This window comes from Fructilactobacillus vespulae (genome assembly GCF_047324295.1).
Lineage (GTDB): Bacteria > Bacillota > Bacilli > Lactobacillales > Lactobacillaceae > Fructilactobacillus > Fructilactobacillus vespulae.
Genome location: NZ_CP137138.1, coordinates 799,774 through 821,685, shown reverse-complemented (window position 1 = coordinate 821,685; position 21,912 = coordinate 799,774). Strand labels below are relative to the sequence as shown.

Genomic DNA, 21,912 nt, shown 5'->3' with positions numbered 1-21,912 from the left:
TTTATTAATCTTCGTTACGAAATGATAAACCGAGTGCTTCAATTTTGTGTTCAATTTCCTCGAGTGATTTACGCCCAAGGTTTCTAACCTTCATCATATCGGCCATTGATTTATCAGTTAATTCTTGAACAGTGTTAATTCCTGCACGTTTCAAACAGTTGTATGAACGTACTGAAAGATCAAGCTCTTCAATTGACATTTCAAGCATTTTTTCTTTTTTGGTTTCTTCTTTTTCAACCATGACATTAGTCTTTTGTGCACGATCAGTTAAGTCAACAAACATTTCTAAATGTTGATTTAAAATCTTAGCAGCCAAACTAATTGAGTCTGAAGGAGAAATTGAACCGTCAGTCCAAACATCTAATGTCAATTTATCGAAATCATCGCGTTGTCCAACACGTGTATCTTCAACTTGGTAGTTAACACGTTCGATTGGGGTATAGATAGAATCGATTGGTAACATACCAATTGGCATATCATCGTTTCTAACTTTATTTTCTTCAGCTGATACAAAACCACGACCTTTGTTTGCACTCATGGTCATGTGTAATGTAGCACCTTCAGCAACAGTAGCAATATGCAATTCTGGATTTAGAACTGTTGTTTCACTGTCTGTAACGATATCAGCTGCAGTAACATCAGCAGGACCAGTCACATCAATACTCAATGTATGATTTTCGTTACCTTCTGCCTCAATACTTAATTTAAGCTTTTTCAAGTTTAAAATAATTTTTGTGACATCTTCTGTAACACCCTTTACAGTAGAGAATTCATGCAAAACACCATCAATTTGAACACTTGTTACGGCTGCACCTGGTAATGAAGCTAATAAAATTCTTCTTAATGAGTTACCTAGTGTGGTACCATATCCACGTTCTAATGGTTCTACAACTACTTCACCGTAGTTACTTGTTTCTTCAATATTATGAATGTTAGGCTTTTCAAATTCAATCATCTAGCTTCTACCCCTTTCAAACCGCGTTGAGTCCATTATAAAAATAAAATTCATTAAAAATTAAACTCTACGACGTTTTGGAGGACGACAACCATTATGAGGAACTGGAGTAACGTCACGAATAGCTGCAACTTCTAAACCAGTAGTTTGTAGGGCACGGATTGCTGATTCACGACCTGAACCAGGTCCTTTAACTGAAACTTCAACTGATTTCATTCCATGTTCCATAGCTGTTTTAGCAGCTGCTTCAGCAGCCATTTGTGCAGCAAATGGAGTTGATTTACGGCTTCCACGGAATCCTAAAGCACCAGCAGATGACCAGGCAATTGCATTACCTTGAACATCAGTAATCATAACCAATGTGTTGTTAAATGTTGAGTGAATGTGAGCCACACCAGCTTCAACATGCTTCTTTGCTTTACGCTTACGAATATTTTTCTTAACCATAATAACTGATAACCTCCTTTTTATTTATTATTTCTTGGTTCTTTTACCTTTACGAGTACGTGCGTTATTTTTAGTGTGTTGACCTCTAAGAGGCAAACCACGACGATGTCTCATTCCACGGTATGAACCAATTTCTGAAAGAAGTTTGATGTCCATACTTACGTTACGACGTAAGTCACCTTCGATAACATAGTCATCAAGAACTTTTCTAATCTTATCTTCTTGATCAGGAGTTAAATCTTGAGTACGAACGTCTTCTGAAACAGCAGCTGCATTAAGTACTTTTCTAGCTGTTGTTTCACCAACACCGTAGATGTAAGTAAGTGCAATAACGATACGTTTATTACGTGGTAAATCCACTCCGGCGATACGAGCCATATAATTCCACCTCCTATTTTTTTAAAATTATTTACCTTGTCTTTGTTTGTGTTTTGGATTTGCTGAACAAATGATCATTACTCGACCTCTACGTTTAATAACTTTGCATTGTTCACAAATTTTCTTTACTGATGGTCTTACTTTCATTTTATTAACCTCCTAATAAAAGGTGATTACTTAAATCTATAAGTAATTCTACCCTTAGTTAAATCATATGGTGACATTTCAACAGTTACACGGTCTCCCGGAAGTATTTTAATGTAATGCATTCTAATTTTTCCTGAAACGTGGGCCAAAATATTGTGCCCATTCTCAAGTTCTACCTTAAACATTGCATTAGGTAAGGTTTCAGTAATCTTTCCTTCTACTTCAATTACGTTATCTTTAGACAAAAAGTAATCCTCCAAATTTATAATCAATTAATTCGTATTAAATGGTACCAGCATTCTTCAATATATCACATACTTGTCATTTCGACAATTAAGAAGACCTTAGTCCAAATTTGTAAGAATCTTGTTAATGTCTTTTGTAACATCAGTAATATTTTGATCACCTGCAACCGTGTGCAATAAATTTAATTTACTGTAAAAATCAACTAGTGGTGTATTCATTTCAAGGTTAACCTTTAATCGATTTTTAACAGTTTCAGGTTCATCATCACTTCGTTGATAAAATGCATGTCCTCCACAATTATCACAAGTACCTTCTACTTTAGGTTGTTTGTATAATTTATGATAAGTAGCACCACAGCTTTTACAAATAAATCTACCTGACAAGCGAGCAACTAAGATATCAGGATCAACATCAATGTTAATTACGGCATCAAGCTTTTTATCAAGCTTTTCTCCCATAATTTCAAGTTGTTTAGCTTGTTCTAATGTTCTAGGAAAACCATCTAAAAGATAGCCGTTCTTAGTATCAGCTTGTTTCAAACGCTCTTCAACGATTCCACAAGTGACATCATCAGGAACAAGTTCACCTTTATCGATATATTGTTGAGCTTTAACACCCATCGGTGTCTTCTCTTTCATAGCTGCTCTAAAGATATCACCAGTTGAAATATGAGGAATCCCATATTTTTCAACGATGTTTTCAGCTTGAGTACCTTTACCGGCACCAGGAAGACCCATTAGTAATAAATTCTTTGACATTTTTACTTGCCTCCACTATTTATCTTTTGGTTCATCTTGGATAAATCCAACATATTCCTGTCTCATTGTTAAACCTTTAATTTGATTCATAGTTTCAATCGCAACTCCGACAATAATTAGAAGGTTAGTACCACCTAAACCAATCGAGCTGTTAAGATCCCAAACGTTTTGGGCAATCAATGGAACCAATGAAACAAATCCTAAGAATAAGGCACCAACTGTACTTAGTCTCATTAATAAACGTGAGACATAATCTTGGGTTGATTTACCAGGCCATACCCCAGGAATATAACTTCCTTGCTTTTGCAAGTTTTCAGAAAGTTTTTCTGGATTAACTTGAACAAATGCATAGAAAAAGGTAAAAACAACAATTAGAACTGTATAAAATGTAGCACCCATTGGAGTTTGCATATTAAACAATTCAGTTAAGAATTTAAACCAACCTTTACTACCTTGACTATTAGTAAAGAACATTAAGATAGTTTGTGGGGTTGATATAAATGCACTGGCAAAGATAACTGGGATAACACCAGCAACGTTAACTTTTAATGGAAGATAACTGTTTTTTAAAGATCCAGCGGCACGACGAGTATATTGAATTGGAATCCGACGCTCAGCTTGTTGTACCCAGGTCACGAAAGTAACAATTAAAATAATTGCAACTACGATTCCTGCAACAATTAATGCTGGTTGCCATAAGTTACTCATAGTGGTTCCTTGAATATACTCACGATATAGACCTTGAAAACCAGTAGGAATGTTTGCAACAATCCCTGCAAAAATGATCATGGAAACTCCCTGACCAATTCCTTTATCAGTAATCATGTCTCCCATCCAAGTGGTTAACATGGTTCCACCGGTTAAAATTAAACCAATACTTGCATACGTTGCGATACCGGGATTATCGACTAAATGTAAGCTACTTAAAGCATTGAATCCAGCCGTAATTCCGACAGATTGAGCAAAAGCTAAAAAGATTGTTAATCGTCTAGTAACTTTATCAAGCTTAAGACGACCAACTTCTCCTTGCTTTCCCCACTCTACAAATTTAGGCACAATATCCATTTGGAGTAATTGCACCACAATTTGAGCAGTAATATAGGGCGAAACCCCCATGGCAAAAATGGAATAATTAGTTAGTCCACCACCACTGAAGATATTCAAAACGTTAACTAAACCAGAAGAAGCTACTTCTTGGAGTGCCTTAGCGTTAACTCCAGGGACTGTTATATAAGCACCCACTCGGAAAATTGCTAATACAAATATCGTAAAAAGAATCTTTTTACGAATATTTTTATCTCCAAATGCACTTTTTAAGGTAGATAACATTAGATCACCTCGGCTTTACCACCAGCATCTTCAATAGCTTTTTTGGCATTTTCAGAAAATTTATTAACCTTAACAGTTAAGTTCTTTTCTAGTTTACCTTCACCAAGAACTTTTACTCCATCCTTAACATTTTTAATAATGCCGGCTTGGATTAAAAGTGCTGGAGTTACTTCTACACCATTATCGAATACGTTAAGTTCTTCAACGTTTACGATTGCGATGTCTTTGCGGTTAATGTTGGTAAAACCACGTTTTGGAATACGACGGTACAATGGCATTTGTCCACCTTCAAAACCTAAACGAGTTTTCCCACGAGCCTTTTGACCTTTTTGTCCACGACCAGAAGTTTTACCTTTGCTTGAACGGCCACGACCTTTTCTAGTTCTTTCGCCACGTGAACCTTCAGCGTATTTTAATTCGTTTAACTTCATTAATTTGCACCTCCTCTTACTTTAATTTAACTAATCTTTAACTTGTTCAACCTTAATTAAGTGCGCAACTTTGAATAGGGCACCACGAGTAGCAGCACTATCTGGTAGTACTACGCTACTGTTGATACGACCTAAACCAAGAGCTTCCACAATCTTACGTTGTTTTGGAAGACGATGAGCAGCACTGTGAACTAAAGTAACCTTTAATTGAGCCATCTGATAATCCTCCTTATTCAGCTAAATGATCAACAGAAACACCACGAAGTTCAGATACTTCGTTAGCGCTCTTAAGTCCTTTAAGACCTTCGAAAGTTGCACGAATAACGTTAATCTTAGTATCAGAACCAAGACGTTTACTTGTAACATCGTTAATTCCAGCTAATTCCATAACTGAACGAACGGCACCACCAGCAGCAACTCCAGAACCTTCTTCGGCAGGTTTAAGCATAATTCTTCCACCACCGTAAACACCAACGATTTCGTGAGGAATAGTAGTTCCAACAATAGGAACTTCAATTAAGTTCTTTCTTGCAGCTTCAACCGCTTTACGGATTGCTTCAGGAACTTCTTGTGCTTTACCCGTACCGAAACCAACGTGACCATTTTTGTCACCAACAACTGCTAAAGCGGCAAAACGTAGTCGACGTCCACCTTTAACAACCTTTGTGATTCGGTTAATGGCAACAACGTTATCTTCTAAATCCAATTTGTTTGGATCAATATAATTAGCCATGTGATTTTATTCCTCCTTTTTTAGAATTCAAGTCCATTTTCACGTGCAGCATCAGCAAGAGCAGCAACACGTCCATGGTATAAGTAACCACCACGGTCAAAAACGACTGTTTTAATGTTTTCTTTAAGAGCACGTTCAGCAACTAACTTACCAACAGCTTGTGCTTGTTCAGTTTTGTTACCTTCAGTAACTTCTTTATCAAGAGTTGAGGCACTAGCTAGCGTTACACCCGCTACGTCATCAATAACTTGAGCGTAGATGTTTTTGTTAGAACGGAATACGTCTAAACGTGGGCACTCAGCAGTACCAGCAATTTTTGTACGAACACGTTTGTGTCGAATGACACGTGTTTTATTTTTGCTTGGTTTTGTAATCAAAATAGTCACCTCTATATTTATTGTTTATTTAAGCTTATTTACCAGTCTTACCTTCACGAAGAACAATACGTTCGTTTTCGTAACGAATACCTTTACCCTTGTATGGTTCAGGTGAACGAACTGAACGAACACGATCAGCAAAGTCACCAACGTGTTGTTTGTTCATACCAGCAATTTCAATTGTAGTATTGTCTGGAACTTTAACATCTAAGTCTTCAGGAACTGGAACTTCAACTGGGTTTGAGTAACCAACGTTAAGAATCAAAGTTGATCCTTTAAGTTGAGTACGGTAACCAACCCCAACTAATTTCATTGTTTTTTGGAATCCATTGTTGACTCCTTCAATCATATTAGCAAGGTTAGCACGTTGAGTACCATGTAAAGCACGCATTCTGTTAACGTACTTACCTGTTGGTTCGAAAGTAATTACGTTACCTTCAACATTCATAGTTACATCTGGTGCGAAAGTTGCAGATAATTCACCTTTTGGACCTTTAACAGTTACGACGTCATCTTGACGTTCAACAGTAACGTTTTCAGGAACTTCAATTTTTTTATAACCAATTCTACTCATTTGTTAGACACCTCCATTTCTTTTTTATTTTTTACCAAACGTAAGCGATTACTTCTCCACCGACTTTTTTGTCGCGGGCTTCTTTATCAGTAATAACACCATTTGAAGTTGAGATAATAGCAATTCCTAGACCATTAAGAACCTTAGGAACATCATCAGCTTTAACGTATGAACGTAAACCTGGTTTTGAAATTCTCTTCAACCCTGAGATTACTCGTTGATTATCTTTACCGTATTTAAGATAAAGTCTGATAACACCTTGGTTATCATCTTCGAGATATTCAACTCGACTGATGAAACCTTCACGTTTTAAGATTTCAGCAATATTTTGTTTCATTTTTGATGCAGGTACATCTACTGAATTGTGACGAACCATGTTCGCGTTACGAATTCGAGTTAGAAAATCTGCAATTGGATCTGTCATTACCATGAACGTAGAACCTCCTTTTTAATTTGTTTATTTTACCAACTAGCTTTTTTCATACCAGGAATTTGACCCTTGTGGGCAAGTTGTCTTAAACAAATTCGGCATAAGTGGAACTTTTGGTAGACCGCACGGGGTCTACCACAACGTTCACAACGTGTGTATGCTTGAACAGCATATTTAGCTGGACGTTTGTTTTTTGCAACTAATGATTTCTTAGCCAATATAAACCCTCCTATTTAGCGAATGGCATTCCAAATTGACTTAACAATTCGTGGCCTTCTTCGTCAGTTTTAGCAGTTGTAACAAGTACGATATCTAAACCTCTAACACGGTTAACATCATCATAATTGATTTCTGGGAAAATTAATTGTTCCTTAACACCCAATGTGTAGTTTCCGCGACCGTCAAATGAACGGTTTGGAACTCCGTGGAAATCACGAACACGTGGTAATGAAACATTTACTAATTTATCTAAGAATTCATACATTTTGTCACCTCTAAGTGTGACTTTGGCACCAATTGACATACCTTGACGTAAACGGAAAGTTGCAATTGATTTCTTTGCTTTAGTAACAAGTGGCTTTTGACCTGAGATTAAAGTCAATTCTTTAACAGCCTCGTCTAAGTTTTTAGAATTTGTTACAGCATCACCAACACCCATATTCAAAACAATTTTTTCAAGTTTTGGTCCTTGCATAATTGATGAATAGTTGAACTTTTCAACTAGTGCTGGGAGAATTTCTTTCTTATATCTTTCTTCTAAGCGAGTAGACATGCGAATAATTTCCTCCTTTCACTGACAATCTTAATCGATTGCTTTATGTGATTTCTTTGAAATACGAATTTTTTTACCATCTTTAACTTCCACACTAATTCTAGTAGGTTCGTTATTTGATGGGTCGATTAACATAACGTTTGATGCGTTAATTGGAGCTTCAACATCAGCAACTCCACCTTGTGGATTAGCTTGAGAAGCCTTTTGATGTTTTTTAACTTTGTTGATTCCTTCAACAATCACGCGATTAGCTGAGGCAATGGTTTTGATGATTTGACCATCTTTACCCTTGTCTTTTCCAGCAATAACACGAACTTTGTCACCAGTTTTCAAGAACATTAGTCTGGCACCTCCTTGATTTGCTTATTAGTATTAAAGTACTTCAGGTGCTAATGAAACGATCTTCATGAAATTGTTATTACGTAATTCACGAGCAACCGGTCCAAAAATACGTGTACCTTTAGGACTCTTATCATCATTAATTAGAACAGCTGCATTTTCGTCGAAACGAATGTATGAACCATCAGCTCTACGAGCAACTGACTTAGTTCTTACAATAACAGCCTTTACAACGTCACCTTTTTTGACAACGCCACCTGGTGTTGCTTGCTTAACAGTAGCAACAATTGTATCACCAATACCAGCATATCTAACTCGTGAACCACCTAGAACTTTAATAGTTAAAAGTTCTCGTGCTCCAGAGTTGTCAGCAACCTTTAAACGACTTTCTTGTTGGATCATAGTAAGTGTCCTCCCTTCAAATAAAAATCAGAATACGATAAATCAATACAAGCTAGATAATAACGGCTTTTTCAACAACATCTAGAAGACGGAAGTGAACAGTCTTTGATAATGGTCTAGTTTCCATGATTTCTACAATATCGTTCATTTTTGCAACGTTGTTTTCATCACGAGCCTTGTACTTCTTAGTGTATTTAATACGCTTACCATAAGTAGGATGTGTTTTAGTAGTTTCAACGGCAACTGTGATAGTCTTATCCATCTTGTCAGAAACAACACGACCTCTATATGTTTTACGTTCATTACGTTCTGCGCTCATATAAATAAACCCTCCTTTTATCGTATTCTATTTGTTTGACTCTGTTTGTCTTAATGCAGTCTTGATACGTGCGATATTTTTACGTACGGTTCTCAATCTTGCAGTATTTTCTAATTGACCAGTGGCTAATTGGAAACGAAGATTAAACAATTCCTTCTTGTAATCTTGTTCTTTAGCACGCATTTCATCAGTGGTTAATTGAGCAATATCTTTAGCCTTCATTTGATTCGCCACCTACTTCCTCACGTTTAATAATTCTAGTACGAACAGGTAACTTGTTTGAAGCTAGTGTCAATGCTTTAATAGCAACTTCTTCGCTAACGCCGGCAACTTCGAAAAGTACCTTGTCACGTTTAACAGCAGCTACCCATCCAGCTGGACTACCTTTACCTTTACCCATTCGAACACCAATACCTTTTTCAGTATATGATTTTTGTGGGAAGATCTTAATCCAAACTTTACCACCACGTTTCATACAACGGGTGATAGCAATACGACAAGCTTCAATTTGTCTGTTAGTGATCCAATGTGAATCAATGGCTTGTAAACCGTAATCACCAAAAGATACACTGTTTCCACCTTTTGAGTGACCACGTAACTTACCACGGAATTCACGACGGTGTTTAACACGTTTTGGTACAAGCATGTTTATTTACCTCCCTTACGATTTTCCTCAGGTTTGCTAGGTAAAACTTCACCACGGTTAATCCAAGTTTTTACACCGATTGCACCGTATGTTGTGTGTGCTTCATTCCATGAGTAGTCAATATCTGCTCTCAATGTGTGGAGTGGAACACTACCTTCTGAGTAACTTTCAATACGAGCCATATCGGCACCGTTTAAACGACCAGCTGATTGTGTTCTAACACCCTGTGCTCCAGAACGCATAACACCCTTCATAGCTTGACGCATAGCACGACGGAAAGCAACACGACCTTCAAGTTGTTTAGCGATGTTGTCACCAACTAATTCAGCTTCTAAGTCAGGTTTCTTAATTTCGATAATGTTGATATGAACACGACGTCCAGTTAATTTGTTTAATTCGTTACGTAGATTTTCAACTTCTGATCCACCCTTACCAATAACCATTCCGGGTTTTGCAGTGTGGATAGAAATGTTTACACGCTTAGCAGCACGTTCAATATCAACAGCTGATACTGAAGCGTCAGCAAGACGTTTTGCAAGGTATTCACGAATCTTTAAATCTTCATTTAAGTATGAAGCAAAGTTTTCATCGTTTGCATACCATTGAGCTTGCCAGTTACGGTTAACACCGATACGGAAACCATTAGGGTTAATTTTTTGACCCATGCTCTATCCCTCCTTCTTTTCTGACACTACGATTGTAATGTGACTAGTACGTTTGTTGATTGGTGAAGCAGAACCTTTTGCACGTGGACGGAAACGTTTTAAAGTTGGTCCTTCGTTTGCAAATGCTTCACTAACAACAAGGCTTTGACCATCAAGATCAAAATTATTTTCTGCATTGGCTACAGCTGATTTTAAAACTTTTTCAACAACTGGAGATGCACCACGAGGGGTGAACTCAAGAATTGAAGTAGCTTCTGCTACGTTTTTACCTCTAATAAGATCTAAAACAAGGCGGACCTTACGTGGGGCAATACGAACAGTTTTAGCAATAGCTTGTGCTGATGTAACTTGTTCAGCCATTAGATATCCTCCTTGTTAAACTGTTTTCTTATCGTTACTTCCATGACCATGGAATGTACGAGTTGGTACAAATTCACCAAGCTTGTGTCCAACCATGTCTTCTTGAACGTAAACTGGGACATGAGTTCTACCATTGTATACTGAAATTGTGTATCCAATGAAACTTGGGAAAATAGTTGAACGACGAGACCATGTTTTAATTACAGTCTTTTTTTCTTGATCTTTTTGGGCATCGATTTTTTTCAATAAAGATTGATCAGCGAATGGTCCCTTTTTCAAACTACGACTCATTTATGAAACCTCCTCTATTAAGTCTTTTATCAAGCTGCAATCAAATTACATCTTTGAACCTTTACGACGACGAACAATAAATTTGTTTGAACGTGCGCTCTTAGAACGGGTCTTCTTACCAGCAGTCTTCTTGTGCCAAGGTGACAAAGGAGATGGGTAACCAACAGGTGCTTTACCTTCACCACCACCATGAGGGTGATCGTTAGGGTTCATTACAGATCCACGAACGTGAGGTCTTTGACCACGGTAACGAGTACGACCTGCTTTACCCCAGTTGATAAGTGAGTGTTCTTCGTTTCCGATAGTACCAATTGTGGCACGACAAACAGAAAGAATCATTCTAACTTCACCAGAAGGTAATTTAACAAGTGAGTACTTGCTGTCTGGTTCGCTACTTAATAGTTGAGCTGAGTTACCAGCTGAACGAGCCAATTGACCACCTTTACCAGGTTTTAATTCGATATTGTGAATTGTTGTTCCAGCAGGAATGTTTTTAAGTGGAAGTGCGTTACCAGTTTTAATGTCAGCATTAACACCGGATTCAACTACATCTCCAACTTTTAATCCCTTAGGAGCAAGAATATATGACTTAATACCGTTTTCATATACGATTAACGCAATGTTTGCGGTTCTGTTTGGATCATATTCAATAGTTTTAACTGTTGCCTTAACATCGTCAGTGTTACGTTTGAAGTCAATCACACGGTATAAGTGTTTGTTACCACCACCACGATGACGAACTGTCATACGACCTGAGTTGTTACGACCAGCTCTTTTTGAGTTAGCTTGAACTAAGCTCTTTTCAGGCTTGTTAGTTGTAATAGTACTGTAGTCAATACTAGTCATATTACGACGACCATTAGTCGTTGGTTTATATTTCTTTAAAACCACGTTGTTTTCCTCCTCTACTTAGATTATTCTTCAGAAAATAACTTAATTTCTTCAGAATCGTTTGTTAAGGTAACGATTGCTTTACGACGTTTCTTAGTGAAACCTACGAAACGACCTTGGCGTTTTTCTTTACCTCTAACGTTCATTACGTTAACTTTAGCAACACTTACACCAAAAATAGCTTCAACAGCATTTTTGATTTGGTTTTTGTTTGCTCGTAAATCAACATCAAATGTATACTTTTTGTCGTCCATACGATCAGTTGAAGCTTCAGTGATTACTGGACGTAAAATGATATCTCGTGCTTCCATTATGCGAGCACCTCCTCTACTTGAGAAAGAGCAGCTTTGGTAATAACGACTTTTTTAGCATTTAAAATATCAAGAGCGTTAACACCTTTGGCACTAATCACTTGAACATTTTTAATGTTTTTTGCTGAACGAGCAACATTATCGTTTAAATCTTCCAAAACTACTAATGTCTTAGCATCTGCATCAAGGTTCTTTAGTAAAGCAGCAAAGTCTTTAGTCTTTGGTGCGTCGAAACTCAATGAGTCAACAACAACAAAGTTATCGTTTGCAACTTTTTCTGAAAGAACAGATTTAACAGCTAATCTAGTAACCTTCTTAGGAAGGTGGTAGCTATATGAACGAGTTGTTGGTCCAAATACTACTCCACCGCCAACCCATTGTGGTGAACGAATAGAACCTTGACGAGCACGACCTGTACCTTTTTGTCTCCATGGTTTCTTACCACCACCAGAAACTTGGCCTCTAGTCTTAACTCCGTTAGTACCTTGACGTTGTGAAGCTCTTTGCATTACAACTGTGTCAAATACCACGTTTTCGTTTGGTTCAATACCGAAGATGTTTTCATTAAGATCAACTGATCCGTTTTTACTACCATCTTGTTTGTATAATGATACGCTTGTCATTTGCGGTTCCTCCTTTCTTTATTTTCTTGTTTCGCAAACAGATGTACGAACAGTAACAAGTGATTTGTTAGCACCAGGAACATTTCCCTTAATTAACAATACGTTGTTTTCAACATCTGCTTTAACGATTTCAAGGTTTTGAATTGTAACTGTTTTGTTACCCATACGACCTGGTAATTTCATACCTTTAACAACACGGTTAATGATAATACCAAGTGAACCTGGGCGACGGTGATATCTTGAACCGTGAGTTTCTGGTCCACGACGTTGACCATCTTTGTGAACATTACCTTGGTATCCATGACCTTTTGTAACACCAGTAACGTCAACTGAGTCTCCAGCTGCAAATGTGTCAGCCTTAACTTCATCACCGACTTTGTAACTGTCTAAGTCGACTTCACTGATTTCACGAATGAAGCGCTTAGGAGTTGTGTCAGCTTTTTTAGCATGTCCTTGTTCAGGTTTGTTACTCAACACTGCACGTTTTTCGTCAAATCCAAGTTGAACTGCTTCGTATCCATCTGTTTCGTTGTTTTTAACTTGTAAAACAACGTTAGGAGTTACGTCAACAACAGTAACTGGGACCAACTCACCGTTTTCAGCGAAAACTTGAGTCATACCAACTTTCTTACCTAAGATTCCTTTTTTGATCATGAGTACACCTCCAATATTGTGTATTATAATTTGATTTCGATATCAACACCACTTGGTAAGTCTAACTTCATTAATGAATCAACAGTTTTTGGTGTTGGGTTCAAAATATCAATTAAACGTTTGTGAGTTAACATTTCAAATTGTTCTTGCTCTTTACTGTATTTGAATGGTGAAGCTAACACTGTATAAAGTGCTCTTTCAGTGGGCAATGGAATTGGACCTGAAATAGCGGCACCTGTTCTTTGTGCAGTAGCAACAATTTTATCAGCAGCTTGATCTAAACTGCGGTGTTCGTACGCCTTTAAGCGAATACGGATTTTTTCTTTTGCCATTTTTTTCCCTCCTTCGTCTATTATCATTTTAAGACTAACTCCGTAAAAGTTACCGACATCCATAGCCATGGCAAAGCGGCCGGGTGTGCCGCAATCTTTTACATCATTGCTTATTTAAATTTTGTTTAGGGCACAGTCTGCCCTAACAAAAGATACTATTATATGATATCGCAAAATAACAATGGTTGCAAGGGTTTTACCGCTATATACAAAAAAGATTCACTAAAATAAATTAGCGAATCTTTTTTAATTATTTAATTAAGCTTCTCCACCGTTTTTCTTAATAATATCTTCTTGGATATTCTTAGGAACAGCAGTGTAGTGATCAAATGACATTACGAAAGTACCACGACCTTGAGTTGCAGAACGTAAGTCAGTTGCATAACCAAACATTTCTGAAAGAGGAACATTAGCATGGATGTTTTGTGCATTATCTTGTGCTTCCATACCTTCAACGTTACCACGACGAGCAGTAACTTGTCCCATAACATCACCCATGTATTCTTCTGGTACACGGATATCAACTTTCATGATTGGTTCCAAGATAACTGGAGCGGCTTTTTTAGCAGCTTCCTTCAATGCAATTGAAGCAGCAATCTTGAAGGCAGATTCACTAGAATCGACATCGTGGTAACTACCATCGAATAATTTGGCTTTCATATCAATAAGTGGGAATCCGGCAAGCACACCGTTTTCCATTGATTCTTTGATACCTTGTTCAACTGATGGAATGTATTCACGAGGAACAACCCCACCAACGATGGCATCTTCGAATTCAAATCCTGAACCTTCTTCACCTGGAGTGAATTCAACCCAAACATCACCATATTGACCTTTACCACCAGATTGACGCACAAACTTACCTTGTGCTTCAACTTGTTTAGTAAATGCTTCACGGTAAGCAACTTGTGGTTCACCGATAGTAGCATCAACACCAAATTCACGCTTCATACGTTCAATGATGATGTTAAGGTGAAGTTCTCCCATTCCGGCAATAACAGTTTGTCCAGTTTCTGGATTAGTTTGTGCACGGAAAGTAGGATCTTCTTCTGATAATTTTTGAAGAGCAGTGTTCATCTTGTTTTGGTCAGCCTTAGTTTTTGGTTCAACCGCAACTTCGATAACTGGTTCTGGGAATTCCATTGATTCAAGGTGTAATGGGTGATCTGGGTCAGTTAGAGAATCACCAGTAGTAGTGTTCTTCAAACCAATTGCACCGGCAATATCACCTGAGAAAACTTCTGGAATTTCTTGACGGTTGTTTGAGTGCATTTGCACTAAACGACCAACACGTTCACGTTTGTCTTTAGTTGCATTTAAAATGTATGAACCTGATTCAAGGGAACCACGGTAAACACGAATAAATGTTAAACGACCAACGAATGGGTCAGTTGCAACCTTAAATGCCAAGGCAGCGAAGGGTTCTTTATCGTTGGCACGAACTTGAACTTCTTCGTCAGTTTCTGGGTCAATGGCAGTGTAAGGACGAACATCAAGTGGTGATGGAAGGTAGTCAACAACCCCATCCATCATCATTTGAACACCCTTGTTCTTAAATGCTGAACCAGCAAATACTGGGTACATTTTAAGGTTGATGGTAGCATCACGAATAGCTGCTTTAAGTTCATCCTTAGTGATTTCTTCTCCACCAAGGAATTTGTCCATAATGTCATCGTTAACATCAGCAACTGATTCAATTAAGTTATCGTGAGCTTCTTGAGCTTTTTCTTTGTAATCTTCTGGAATATCATAAACATCCCATTTTGATCCTTCTTTATCTTCATCGTAAACGTATGCTTTCATTTCGATAAGATCGATAACACCGGCAAATTCTGATTCAGCACCAATTGGAACTTGAACCGGAACAGCGTTAGCACCAAGACGGTCCTTCATTGATTGAACTGAGAAATCGAAGTTAGCTCCCACTTTATCCATTTTGTTAATGAATACAATACGAGGAACATCGAAATCCGATGATTGACGCCAAACAGTTTCTGTTTGAGGTTCAACACCGGCTTGTCCATCAAGAACAGCAACAGCACCATCAAGAACACGAAGTGAACGTTCTACTTCGACAGTAAAGTCAACGTGTCCTGGGGTATCAATGATGTTAACTCGGTTACCTTTCCATTCAGCAGTGGTAGCAGCTGATGTAATAGTAATACCACGTTCTTTTTCTTCTTCCATCCAATCCATTTGTGAAGCACCATCATGGGTTTCACCAATTTTATGAACTTTACCTGTGTAGTATAAAACACGTTCAGTAGTAGTTGTCTTACCAGCATCAATATGGGCAACGATACCAATATTACGTGTTTTAGCTAAAGGGAATTCACGTTTGTTAGCCATTTTTAACTCCTTTAAAAATCAAATAGTTCTAAAAAAGTGGCTAAAATTACTTAGCCACCCGCTTTCGCTAATTAAGCAGCGATTATATTACCAACGGTAGTGAGCAAATGCACGGTTTGCTTCTGCCATTTTGTGTGTATCTTCACGCTTCTTAACAGCTGCACCAGTGTTATTTGAAGCATCGATGATTTCTTTAGCTAGACGGTCAATCATAGTGTGTTCACCACGAAGACGTGAGTAGTTAACTAACCAACGAAGACCTAAAGTAGTTCTTCTTGCTGGACGAACTTCAATTGGAACTTGGTAGTTAGAACCACCAACACGGCGAGCTTTAACTTCAAGTACTGGCATAATGTTTTTCATTGCTTCTTCGAAAACTTCAACTGGGTTGTTACCAGTAGTTTCTTTAATTTGATCAAATGCACCGTATAAGATTTCTGATGCAGTACCTCTCTTACCATCCAACATCAAGTGGTTAATTAATTTACTTACCAACTTTGAGTTGTAAATTGGATCTGGAAGGATTTCACGTTCTTGAACTTTTCCTTTTCTAGGCATCTAAAAGTCCTCCTTAATTAAATATTATATTATTTCTTAGCTTTTGGTCTCTTAGTACCGTATTTAGAACGACTTTGACGACGATCTGAAACACCGGCAGTATCTAAAGCACCACGAACAACATGATATCTAACCCCAGGTAAATCTTTAACACGACCACCACGAATTAAAACAACACTATGTTCTTGTAAGTTATGACCAATACCTGGAATGTATGCAGTAACTTCTAACAAGTTTGAAAGACGAACACGAGCATACTTACGTAAGGCAGAGTTAGGTTTCTTAGGAGTCATAGTTCCCACACGAGTTGCAACTCCACGTTTTTGTGGTGCAGCATTACTCGTTTGTTTTTTCTTGTAACTGTTATATCCGAAGCCAAGAGCTGGGGATTTTGATTTAGAACTTCTAGATTTACGACCGTTTCTAACTAATTGGTTAATTGTAGGCATCTAAAAAGTCCTCCTTTCGTAAAATTATTTTAAGTCCACTCATCCAGGCGGACCATTTTTTATAAACAATCACTTAAGTTTTTAAGCACGTAAACAATGATAACACTGTCAATTACTAAAGTCAAAAGGGTTTTACGTATTTATTTTAGAGGTGATGTTATGAAAATATATTTTTTTATGTGCGGCTGTATTATTGGTTCTTTTTTAAACGTTTTGGTTAGTCGATCAATTGCAAAGGAAAATTTTATTTGTGGTCGATCTCACTGTGAGTTTTGTTACCGAACTCTTAGTTGGTATGAGTTAATTCCAGTTTTTAGTTATTTATTTCTATTAGGAAGATGTCGAACCTGTCAGATCAAGCTCCCCTTCTATCTTTTCTGGTACGAACTTGCTGCGGGAATCGTTTTAATCAATTTCACTTGGTCTCAAGCTCTCTTTTTAATAACTTTACAAATCATTAGTCTGTTTGACTTATTCAGCTTTGAATTCCCCGGATTTTATTTACTACCGCTATTTACGTTTGCTTTTCTAAATAATCAGATTTCTTCATTAGGTTTAGGACTAACTTTGCTGGTCTATCTCATTTTAACGATTGCCAATCATTTCTTAAAATTCATCGGAAACGGTGATTTAGATGTATTTTTAGCGATTGTTATCAATTTCGACCCGTTAATCTTAACAAAAACAGTATTAATAGCTTCAATATTCGCCTTAATTAGTTGTATAATTAAACGTATTAAAGTGATTCCTTTAGTTCCCTATCTCTATTTTGGATTATTGGCCAATCTATTGATCAATAAATGGATAATCTTCTTTAATTAGGATTTTAAAAGACGTATTTAGGAGGAAGCTATGCAAGAACTAGAAAAAGCAATTTTAGACAAAGGAACTGTTTTACCCGGCAATATTTTGAAAGTTAATTCATTTCTAAATCATCAAGTTGATCCAGCACTAATGTATCAGGTGGGAAAAGAATTTGCCGATTATTTTAAAGAGTTTGGAATTACTAAAATTATTACCGTGGAAACTTCCGGAATTGCCCCTGCTGTAATGACTGGATTGGTGATGAATCTCCCGGTGGTTTTTGCTAAAAAGAATAAATCATTAACCGTTCAAGATAACGTTTATGCAGCAGAAGTTTATTCATATACAAAGCAAACTACAAATCAAATTTATATTGAAAAACAATTTTTAAACTCAACTGATAAAGTATTAATTATTGATGATTTCCTAGCCAACGGTGAAGCCACTAAGGGACTGATTAACATTTGTAATCAAGTTAAGGCTTCCGTTTCCGGCATTGGAATTGTGATTGAAAAATCTTTCCAACCGGGAGCAGATTGGTTGAAAGAACATGGATACCAAGTAAAATCCCTCGCAAGAATTAAATCACTAGCTAATAATAAAGTTGAATTTAAAGACTAATTTCTAACTCAGCGTAACAAAAAAGACGATTACTATGTAATCGTCTTTTTTTATTTTAACTATTTAGTTAAATCATCTGCATCAGATTCAGTTACGTTATCTGATCCAGCAGCTACACTTTCATTACTGATAGTGTTAATTTCTTCTGGTTGAATGTCTTCATATTCATGAACACCAGTACCAGCTGGAAGTAACTTACCAATAATAACGTTCTCTTTAAGACCAATTAATGGGTCAACCTTACCACGAATTGCGGCATCAGTAAGAACACGAGTAGTTTCTTGGAAGGAAGCAGCTGATAAGAAACTGTTAGTTTCAAGGGCAGCCTTGGTAATACCAAGTAACACTGGACGAGCAGTGGCAGGAACTTTACCAGCCATAACTGTCTTAGCGTTACGTTCCTTAAAGTCATCAATATCAATTAAAGTTCCTGGAAGGATATCGGTACTACCGGGATCCATAACCCGAACTTTACGAAGCATTTGTCTAACCATGATTTCGGCATGCTTATCGTTAACTTCCACCCCTTGTCTACGGTAAACTTCTTGAACCGCAGTAAGAAGGTAAGTTTCAGTTGATAAGGTATCTCTAATCTTAAGAAGTTCCTTAGGATCAATTGAACCTTCATTTAAAGCATCACCACGACGAACAGTGTCACCTTCAGCAACTCTCATTCGTGCAATCATTGGGACTTTGTACTTACGAGTATCAGACTTACCTTGGATGGTAACTTCTTTAACTCCTTCAGCAGGATCTTCTTCAATTAATTCAACCACACCGGTAACCTCACTAATGGTTGATTTACCCTTAGGATTACGTGCTTCGAAAATTTCTTGAACTCGAGGAAGACCTTGCGTGATATCAGTGTTACTTGCAACCCCACCGGTATGGAAAGTACGAAGAGTCAACTGAGTACCTGGTTCACCAATTGATTGAGCAGCAACAGTACCTACTGCTTCACCAACTTCAACGTTATCACCAGTTGCTAAGTTTTGACCATAACACATTTCACAAACCCCGTGAGGAGTATTACAAGTAAATGCTGAACGAATTTCAACTGATTCAATTCCGGCATCCACAATTTCTTGTGCCTTCTTGTCATCAATCATTTCGTTTCTGTTAACAATGATTTCACCAGTTTCAGGATTCTTAACTTTCTTCATGGCATTTCTACCAAGAATTCGGTCATAAAGAGGTTCGATCATTTCGTTACCCTCTTTAATGGCACGAACAACTAGACCACGATCAGTTCCACATTCACGTTCACGAATGATAACATCTTGGGCAACATCAACTAGTCGACGAGTTAAGTAACCAGAGTTGGCAGTCTTCAAGGCCGTATCGGTCATACCTTTACGGGCACCGTGGGTAGAAATAAACATTTCTAGGACAGACATACCTTCTCTAAAGTTAGATGTGATTGGAAGTTCCATGATTTTACCATCAGGAGATGCCATCAATCCACGCATACCAGCAAGTTGACTAAAGTTTGAGATGTTACCACGGGCTCCAGAATCACTCATCATAAAGATTGGGTTTTCTGGGTCGAAGTTATCTAATAACACACCTTGAAGTTGGTCACGAGCGTCGTTCCATACGGAAACAACTCGTTCATAACGTTCTTGGTCAGTAATCAAACCACGACGGAATTGCTTAGTAATTGTAGCAACTTTTTTGTGACCTTCAGCAACGATACCTGGTTTTTCTTCTAGGTTAGTGATGTCAGACATTCCCACCGTTAAACCAGATTTAGTTGATTCATCGTTACCTAAGTCTTTAATTCTATCAAGTAATTCTGAAGTTTCAGTAACCTTATATTGGTTGTAAACTTCGGCAATAATATCTGATAAGAAGCCTTTCTTGAATGCGCGAACTGGTTCAACGTTATCAAGATGTTCGTGGATATCTTCTCCTGGTTTCAAGAAGTAGCTATCAGGAACAAAACCATTCAAGTTAGTTTCAGTTGGTTCGTTTAGGTAAATGAAGTCTTTGGGAAGGATTTCATTGAAAATAATCTTACCAACTGAAGTAACCATAATCTTATCTTTTTGATCATCAGTAAATGGTTTTTCTGGGTAGGCAGATGCTGGAATTCCAATTCGACTGTGCCAGTGAACTAATCCATCACGGTAAGCCACTTCAACTTCGTTTGGATCGTTGAAGATCATTCCTTCACCTTCACGGTTAGCTTCTTCAAGAGTCAAGTAGTAGTTACCAATAACCATATCTTGTGATGGAGCCACAACTGGTTTTCCATCTTTTGGTGCCAAGATATGACCTGCGGCAGCCATTAATAATCTTGATTCTGCTTGGGCTTCATCTGATAAAGGAACGTGAATGGCCATTTGGTCACCATCAAAATCGGCGTTATAAGCAGCACAAACTAGTGGGTGAAGACGCATTGATTTACCACTAACTAGTACTGGTTCAAAGGCTTGAATACCAAGTCTATGCAAGGTAGGGGCACGGTTCAATAGAACTGGGTGTTCTTTGATTACGTAAGGTAACACGTTGAAGACCACGTCATCTTTACGTTCAATTTCACTCTTAGCGTTCTTAACGTTTGAAGCCAAGCCACGTTCAACTAATTCATGCATGATAAATGGTTTGAACAATTCTAGAGCCATTTGAACTGGTAGTCCCATTTGGCTAAGTTTCAACCAAGGACCAACATCAATAACAGAACGACCAGAGTAATCAACACGTTTACCAAGTAAGTTTTGACGGAAACGACCTTGCTTACCTTTAAGCAAGTGAGAAAGTGACTTCAATGGACGGTTACCGGGACCGGCAACTGGACGACCACGACGACCGTTATCAATTAAAGCATCAACTGCTTCTTGTAACATTCTCTTTTCGTTTTGCACGATGATACCTGGAGCATGTAAGTCTAATAAACGTTTTAGACGATTATTTCTGTTAATTACACGACGGTATAAATCATTCAAGTCTGAAGTGGCAAAACGGCCACCTTCAAGTTGAACCATCGGACGAAGATCAGGTGGAATAATTGGAATTGCATCCAGTACCATCCAACCTAAACTGTTATCAGAAGTTAAAAAGGCTTCTAAGATGTCTAAACGACGAATTGCACGAGTACGTTTTTGACCAGTTGCTTTTTTAAGTTCTTCTTTTAGTTCAGTAACTTCTTTTTCTACTTCAACGCTATCTAATAAAGCACGAATTCCTTCGGCACCAATTTGAGCGTCAAAACGACTACCGTATTCACGTTTCTTATCACGGTATTCTTGTTCTGATAATAGTTGTTTCTTTTCCATTGGAGTGTTACCAGGATCAACAACTACGTATGAAGCAAAGTAAATAATTTCTTCAAGTGCGTGAGGACTCATGTTTAAAACAAGTCCCATTCTACTTGGGATACCTTTGTAGTACCAGATGTGAGTTACTGGTGCAGCAAGTTCGATATGACCCATACGTTCACGACGAACTTTTGATCTAGTTACTTCAACTCCACAGCGATCACAAACGATTCCTTTATAACGGATTCCTTTGTACTTACCACAGGCACACTTCCAGTCCTTACTAGGACCGAAGATTCGTTCATCGAACAAACCATCTTTTTCAGGTTTTAAAGTTCGGTAGTTAATGGTTTCTGGTTTAGTAACTTCACCAAAAGACCAACTACGAATTGTTTCAGGAGATGCAAGCCCAACTTGCATACTTTTGAATTTGTTAACATCAACCATTGGCTTTCCCTCCT

General features: G+C 37.7%; 34 protein-coding genes. 2 read left to right on the top strand and 32 right to left on the bottom strand.

The window, feature by feature from the left end:
* Window positions 1-4: 4 nt before the first annotated feature.
* From R4B61_RS03915 to rpsL, 31 genes are all read right to left on the bottom strand, one after another.
* Window positions 5-955: a DNA-directed RNA polymerase subunit alpha gene (locus R4B61_RS03915; RefSeq protein ID WP_413627002.1), complete on the bottom strand. Its 951-nt coding sequence runs from the start codon at window positions 953-955 to the stop codon at window positions 5-7.
* Window positions 956-1,015: 60 nt separating this feature from the next.
* Window positions 1,016-1,402, bottom strand: a complete 387-nt coding sequence (rpsK, locus tag R4B61_RS03910) for a 30S ribosomal protein S11 (protein WP_413627001.1) — start codon at window positions 1,400-1,402, stop codon at window positions 1,016-1,018.
* Between the two features lie 27 nt (window positions 1,403-1,429).
* Window positions 1,430-1,780, bottom strand: coding sequence for a 30S ribosomal protein S13 (rpsM, locus tag R4B61_RS03905; RefSeq protein ID WP_413627000.1), 351 nt, complete (start codon window positions 1,778-1,780; stop codon window positions 1,430-1,432).
* Between the two features lie 27 nt (window positions 1,781-1,807).
* Window positions 1,808-1,927, bottom strand: a complete 120-nt coding sequence (gene rpmJ, locus R4B61_RS03900; RefSeq protein ID WP_413626999.1) for a 50S ribosomal protein L36 — start codon at window positions 1,925-1,927, stop codon at window positions 1,808-1,810.
* A gap of 26 nt (window positions 1,928-1,953) precedes the next feature.
* Window positions 1,954-2,172: a translation initiation factor IF-1 gene (gene infA, locus R4B61_RS03895; protein ID WP_413626998.1), complete on the bottom strand. Its 219-nt coding sequence runs from the start codon at window positions 2,170-2,172 to the stop codon at window positions 1,954-1,956.
* Between the two features lie 99 nt (window positions 2,173-2,271).
* Window positions 2,272-2,931: an adenylate kinase gene (locus R4B61_RS03890; RefSeq protein ID WP_413626997.1), complete on the bottom strand. Its 660-nt coding sequence runs from the start codon at window positions 2,929-2,931 to the stop codon at window positions 2,272-2,274.
* 15 nt (window positions 2,932-2,946) lie between these two features.
* Window positions 2,947-4,260, bottom strand: coding sequence for a preprotein translocase subunit SecY (gene secY, locus R4B61_RS03885; RefSeq protein WP_413626996.1), 1,314 nt, complete (start codon window positions 4,258-4,260; stop codon window positions 2,947-2,949).
* A complete protein-coding gene (rplO, locus tag R4B61_RS03880) occupies window positions 4,260-4,691 on the bottom strand; it encodes a 50S ribosomal protein L15 (RefSeq protein ID WP_413626995.1) in 432 nt (143 codons plus the stop codon). The genes secY and rplO overlap by 1 nt, the downstream gene beginning before the upstream one ends.
* A 30-nt stretch (window positions 4,692-4,721) precedes the next feature.
* Window positions 4,722-4,907: a 50S ribosomal protein L30 gene (gene rpmD, locus R4B61_RS03875; protein ID WP_413626994.1), complete on the bottom strand. Its 186-nt coding sequence runs from the start codon at window positions 4,905-4,907 to the stop codon at window positions 4,722-4,724.
* Window positions 4,908-4,920: 13 nt separating this feature from the next.
* Window positions 4,921-5,424 carry a 30S ribosomal protein S5 gene (gene rpsE / locus R4B61_RS03870; RefSeq protein WP_413626993.1) on the bottom strand — a complete coding sequence of 168 codons (504 nt, stop codon included), beginning with the start codon at window positions 5,422-5,424 and terminating at the stop codon, window positions 4,921-4,923.
* A 20-nt stretch (window positions 5,425-5,444) separates the two neighbouring features.
* Entirely contained in the window at window positions 5,445-5,801 is a 357-nt protein-coding gene (gene rplR, locus R4B61_RS03865) for a 50S ribosomal protein L18 (protein WP_413626992.1), read from the bottom strand.
* A 34-nt stretch (window positions 5,802-5,835) separates the two neighbouring features.
* Entirely contained in the window at window positions 5,836-6,375 is a 540-nt protein-coding gene (gene rplF / locus R4B61_RS03860; protein WP_413626991.1) for a 50S ribosomal protein L6, read from the bottom strand.
* 31 nt (window positions 6,376-6,406) lie between these two features.
* The gene (rpsH, locus tag R4B61_RS03855) at window positions 6,407-6,805 is read right to left on the bottom strand and encodes a 30S ribosomal protein S8 (protein ID WP_413626990.1); all 399 of its coding nucleotides are present in this window, start codon (window positions 6,803-6,805) and stop codon (window positions 6,407-6,409) included.
* Between the two features lie 32 nt (window positions 6,806-6,837).
* Window positions 6,838-7,023: a type Z 30S ribosomal protein S14 gene (locus R4B61_RS03850; RefSeq protein ID WP_413626989.1), complete on the bottom strand. Its 186-nt coding sequence runs from the start codon at window positions 7,021-7,023 to the stop codon at window positions 6,838-6,840.
* An 11-nt stretch (window positions 7,024-7,034) separates the two neighbouring features.
* The gene (gene rplE / locus R4B61_RS03845; protein ID WP_413626988.1) at window positions 7,035-7,577 is read right to left on the bottom strand and encodes a 50S ribosomal protein L5; all 543 of its coding nucleotides are present in this window, start codon (window positions 7,575-7,577) and stop codon (window positions 7,035-7,037) included.
* Window positions 7,578-7,607: 30 nt separating this feature from the next.
* Window positions 7,608-7,916 (bottom strand): 50S ribosomal protein L24, encoded by a 309-nt coding sequence (rplX, locus tag R4B61_RS03840; protein WP_413626987.1) that lies wholly within the window; start codon window positions 7,914-7,916, stop codon window positions 7,608-7,610.
* A 33-nt stretch (window positions 7,917-7,949) separates the two neighbouring features.
* Window positions 7,950-8,318: a 50S ribosomal protein L14 gene (gene rplN / locus R4B61_RS03835; RefSeq protein ID WP_413626986.1), complete on the bottom strand. Its 369-nt coding sequence runs from the start codon at window positions 8,316-8,318 to the stop codon at window positions 7,950-7,952.
* A 52-nt stretch (window positions 8,319-8,370) separates the two neighbouring features.
* Window positions 8,371-8,637, bottom strand: coding sequence for a 30S ribosomal protein S17 (rpsQ, locus tag R4B61_RS03830; protein WP_413626985.1), 267 nt, complete (start codon window positions 8,635-8,637; stop codon window positions 8,371-8,373).
* A 27-nt stretch (window positions 8,638-8,664) separates the two neighbouring features.
* On the bottom strand, window positions 8,665-8,859 hold the full coding sequence (gene rpmC / locus R4B61_RS03825; RefSeq protein ID WP_413626984.1) for a 50S ribosomal protein L29: 195 nt from the start codon (window positions 8,857-8,859) through the stop codon (window positions 8,665-8,667).
* Window positions 8,849-9,283, bottom strand: coding sequence for a 50S ribosomal protein L16 (gene rplP, locus R4B61_RS03820; RefSeq protein WP_413626983.1), 435 nt, complete (start codon window positions 9,281-9,283; stop codon window positions 8,849-8,851). Before rplP ends, rpmC begins: the two co-directional genes overlap by 11 nt.
* Window positions 9,284-9,285: 2 nt before the next feature.
* Window positions 9,286-9,948 carry a 30S ribosomal protein S3 gene (rpsC, locus tag R4B61_RS03815; RefSeq protein WP_413626982.1) on the bottom strand — a complete coding sequence of 221 codons (663 nt, stop codon included), beginning with the start codon at window positions 9,946-9,948 and terminating at the stop codon, window positions 9,286-9,288.
* 3 nt (window positions 9,949-9,951) lie between these two features.
* The gene (gene rplV, locus R4B61_RS03810) at window positions 9,952-10,308 is read right to left on the bottom strand and encodes a 50S ribosomal protein L22 (RefSeq protein WP_413626981.1); all 357 of its coding nucleotides are present in this window, start codon (window positions 10,306-10,308) and stop codon (window positions 9,952-9,954) included.
* Between the two features lie 15 nt (window positions 10,309-10,323).
* Entirely contained in the window at window positions 10,324-10,599 is a 276-nt protein-coding gene (gene rpsS / locus R4B61_RS03805) for a 30S ribosomal protein S19 (RefSeq protein WP_413626980.1), read from the bottom strand.
* Between the two features lie 45 nt (window positions 10,600-10,644).
* Window positions 10,645-11,490: a 50S ribosomal protein L2 gene (rplB, locus tag R4B61_RS03800; RefSeq protein WP_413626979.1), complete on the bottom strand. Its 846-nt coding sequence runs from the start codon at window positions 11,488-11,490 to the stop codon at window positions 10,645-10,647.
* 23 nt (window positions 11,491-11,513) lie between these two features.
* Window positions 11,514-11,801 carry a 50S ribosomal protein L23 gene (gene rplW, locus R4B61_RS03795; protein ID WP_413626978.1) on the bottom strand — a complete coding sequence of 96 codons (288 nt, stop codon included), beginning with the start codon at window positions 11,799-11,801 and terminating at the stop codon, window positions 11,514-11,516.
* The gene (rplD, locus tag R4B61_RS03790) at window positions 11,801-12,424 is read right to left on the bottom strand and encodes a 50S ribosomal protein L4 (RefSeq protein WP_413626977.1); all 624 of its coding nucleotides are present in this window, start codon (window positions 12,422-12,424) and stop codon (window positions 11,801-11,803) included. The genes rplW and rplD overlap by 1 nt, the downstream gene beginning before the upstream one ends.
* 18 nt (window positions 12,425-12,442) lie before the next feature.
* Window positions 12,443-13,078: a 50S ribosomal protein L3 gene (gene rplC, locus R4B61_RS03785; RefSeq protein WP_413626976.1), complete on the bottom strand. Its 636-nt coding sequence runs from the start codon at window positions 13,076-13,078 to the stop codon at window positions 12,443-12,445.
* Window positions 13,079-13,101: 23 nt separating this feature from the next.
* Complete coding sequence (gene rpsJ / locus R4B61_RS03780) at window positions 13,102-13,410, bottom strand: 30S ribosomal protein S10 (RefSeq protein ID WP_413626975.1); 309 nt, start codon at window positions 13,408-13,410, stop codon at window positions 13,102-13,104.
* Between the two features lie 258 nt (window positions 13,411-13,668).
* A complete protein-coding gene (gene fusA / locus R4B61_RS03775; RefSeq protein WP_413626974.1) occupies window positions 13,669-15,759 on the bottom strand; it encodes an elongation factor G in 2,091 nt (696 codons plus the stop codon).
* A gap of 87 nt (window positions 15,760-15,846) precedes the next feature.
* Window positions 15,847-16,317, bottom strand: a complete 471-nt coding sequence (gene rpsG / locus R4B61_RS03770) for a 30S ribosomal protein S7 (RefSeq protein ID WP_413626973.1) — start codon at window positions 16,315-16,317, stop codon at window positions 15,847-15,849.
* Between the two features lie 29 nt (window positions 16,318-16,346).
* Window positions 16,347-16,766, bottom strand: a complete 420-nt coding sequence (gene rpsL / locus R4B61_RS03765; RefSeq protein WP_413626972.1) for a 30S ribosomal protein S12 — start codon at window positions 16,764-16,766, stop codon at window positions 16,347-16,349.
* A gap of 159 nt (window positions 16,767-16,925) precedes the next feature.
* Here rpsL and R4B61_RS03760 point away from each other — a divergent pair, with 159 nt between their 5' ends.
* Both R4B61_RS03760 and R4B61_RS03755 read left to right on the top strand, forming a co-directional pair.
* Window positions 16,926-17,588, top strand: a complete 663-nt coding sequence (locus tag R4B61_RS03760; protein ID WP_413626971.1) for a prepilin peptidase — start codon at window positions 16,926-16,928, stop codon at window positions 17,586-17,588.
* 30 nt (window positions 17,589-17,618) lie between these two features.
* Window positions 17,619-18,191: a xanthine phosphoribosyltransferase gene (locus R4B61_RS03755; RefSeq protein WP_413626970.1), complete on the top strand. Its 573-nt coding sequence runs from the start codon at window positions 17,619-17,621 to the stop codon at window positions 18,189-18,191.
* 59 nt (window positions 18,192-18,250) lie between these two features.
* Here R4B61_RS03755 and rpoC read toward each other — a convergent pair whose 3' ends face one another.
* Window positions 18,251-21,898, bottom strand: a complete 3,648-nt coding sequence (gene rpoC / locus R4B61_RS03750) for a DNA-directed RNA polymerase subunit beta' (RefSeq protein WP_413626969.1) — start codon at window positions 21,896-21,898, stop codon at window positions 18,251-18,253.
* Between the last annotated feature and the right edge of the window lie 14 nt (window positions 21,899-21,912).

Bases quoted from the DNA above. Each gene is read 5' to 3' on its own strand.
- R4B61_RS03915 (WP_413627002.1), bottom strand. From the start codon at position 955: ATGATTGAATTTGAAAAGCCTAACATTCATAATATTGAAGAAACAAGT.
- rpsK (WP_413627001.1), bottom strand. From the start codon at position 1,402: ATGGTTAAGAAAAATATTCGTAAGCGTAAAGCAAAGAAGCATGTTGAA.
- rpsM (WP_413627000.1), bottom strand. From the start codon at position 1,780: ATGGCTCGTATCGCCGGAGTGGATTTACCACGTAATAAACGTATCGTT.
- rpmJ (WP_413626999.1), bottom strand. From the start codon at position 1,927: ATGAAAGTAAGACCATCAGTAAAGAAAATTTGTGAACAATGCAAAGTT.
- R4B61_RS03890 (WP_413626997.1), bottom strand. From the start codon at position 2,931: ATGTCAAAGAATTTATTACTAATGGGTCTTCCTGGTGCCGGTAAAGGT.
- secY (WP_413626996.1), bottom strand. From the start codon at position 4,260: ATGTTATCTACCTTAAAAAGTGCATTTGGAGATAAAAATATTCGTAAA.
- rplO (WP_413626995.1), bottom strand. From the start codon at position 4,691: ATGAAGTTAAACGAATTAAAATACGCTGAAGGTTCACGTGGCGAAAGA.
- rpmD (WP_413626994.1), bottom strand. From the start codon at position 4,907: ATGGCTCAATTAAAGGTTACTTTAGTTCACAGTGCTGCTCATCGTCTT.
- rpsE (WP_413626993.1), bottom strand. From the start codon at position 5,424: ATGGCTAATTATATTGATCCAAACAAATTGGATTTAGAAGATAACGTT.
- rplF (WP_413626991.1), bottom strand. From the start codon at position 6,375: ATGAGTAGAATTGGTTATAAAAAAATTGAAGTTCCTGAAAACGTTACT.
- rpsH (WP_413626990.1), bottom strand. From the start codon at position 6,805: ATGGTAATGACAGATCCAATTGCAGATTTTCTAACTCGAATTCGTAAC.
- rplE (WP_413626988.1), bottom strand. From the start codon at position 7,577: ATGTCTACTCGCTTAGAAGAAAGATATAAGAAAGAAATTCTCCCAGCA.
- rplX (WP_413626987.1), bottom strand. From the start codon at position 7,916: ATGTTCTTGAAAACTGGTGACAAAGTTCGTGTTATTGCTGGAAAAGAC.
- rplN (WP_413626986.1), bottom strand. From the start codon at position 8,318: ATGATCCAACAAGAAAGTCGTTTAAAGGTTGCTGACAACTCTGGAGCA.
- rpsQ (WP_413626985.1), bottom strand. From the start codon at position 8,637: ATGAGCGCAGAACGTAATGAACGTAAAACATATAGAGGTCGTGTTGTT.
- rpmC (WP_413626984.1), bottom strand. From the start codon at position 8,859: ATGAAGGCTAAAGATATTGCTCAATTAACCACTGATGAAATGCGTGCT.
- rplP (WP_413626983.1), bottom strand. From the start codon at position 9,283: ATGCTTGTACCAAAACGTGTTAAACACCGTCGTGAATTCCGTGGTAAG.
- rpsC (WP_413626982.1), bottom strand. From the start codon at position 9,948: ATGGGTCAAAAAATTAACCCTAATGGTTTCCGTATCGGTGTTAACCGT.
- rplV (WP_413626981.1), bottom strand. From the start codon at position 10,308: ATGGCTGAACAAGTTACATCAGCACAAGCTATTGCTAAAACTGTTCGT.
- rpsS (WP_413626980.1), bottom strand. From the start codon at position 10,599: ATGAGTCGTAGTTTGAAAAAGGGACCATTCGCTGATCAATCTTTATTG.
- rplW (WP_413626978.1), bottom strand. From the start codon at position 11,801: ATGGAAGCACGAGATATCATTTTACGTCCAGTAATCACTGAAGCTTCA.
- rplD (WP_413626977.1), bottom strand. From the start codon at position 12,424: ATGACAAGCGTATCATTATACAAACAAGATGGTAGTAAAAACGGATCA.
- rplC (WP_413626976.1), bottom strand. From the start codon at position 13,078: ATGATCAAAAAAGGAATCTTAGGTAAGAAAGTTGGTATGACTCAAGTT.
- rpsJ (WP_413626975.1), bottom strand. From the start codon at position 13,410: ATGGCAAAAGAAAAAATCCGTATTCGCTTAAAGGCGTACGAACACCGC.
- fusA (WP_413626974.1), bottom strand. From the start codon at position 15,759: ATGGCTAACAAACGTGAATTCCCTTTAGCTAAAACACGTAATATTGGT.
- rpsG (WP_413626973.1), bottom strand. From the start codon at position 16,317: ATGCCTAGAAAAGGAAAAGTTCAAGAACGTGAAATCCTTCCAGATCCA.
- rpsL (WP_413626972.1), bottom strand. From the start codon at position 16,766: ATGCCTACAATTAACCAATTAGTTAGAAACGGTCGTAAATCTAGAAGT.
- R4B61_RS03760 (WP_413626971.1), top strand. From the start codon at position 16,926: ATGAAAATATATTTTTTTATGTGCGGCTGTATTATTGGTTCTTTTTTA.
- R4B61_RS03755 (WP_413626970.1), top strand. From the start codon at position 17,619: ATGCAAGAACTAGAAAAAGCAATTTTAGACAAAGGAACTGTTTTACCC.
- rpoC (WP_413626969.1), bottom strand. From the start codon at position 21,898: ATGGTTGATGTTAACAAATTCAAAAGTATGCAAGTTGGGCTTGCATCT.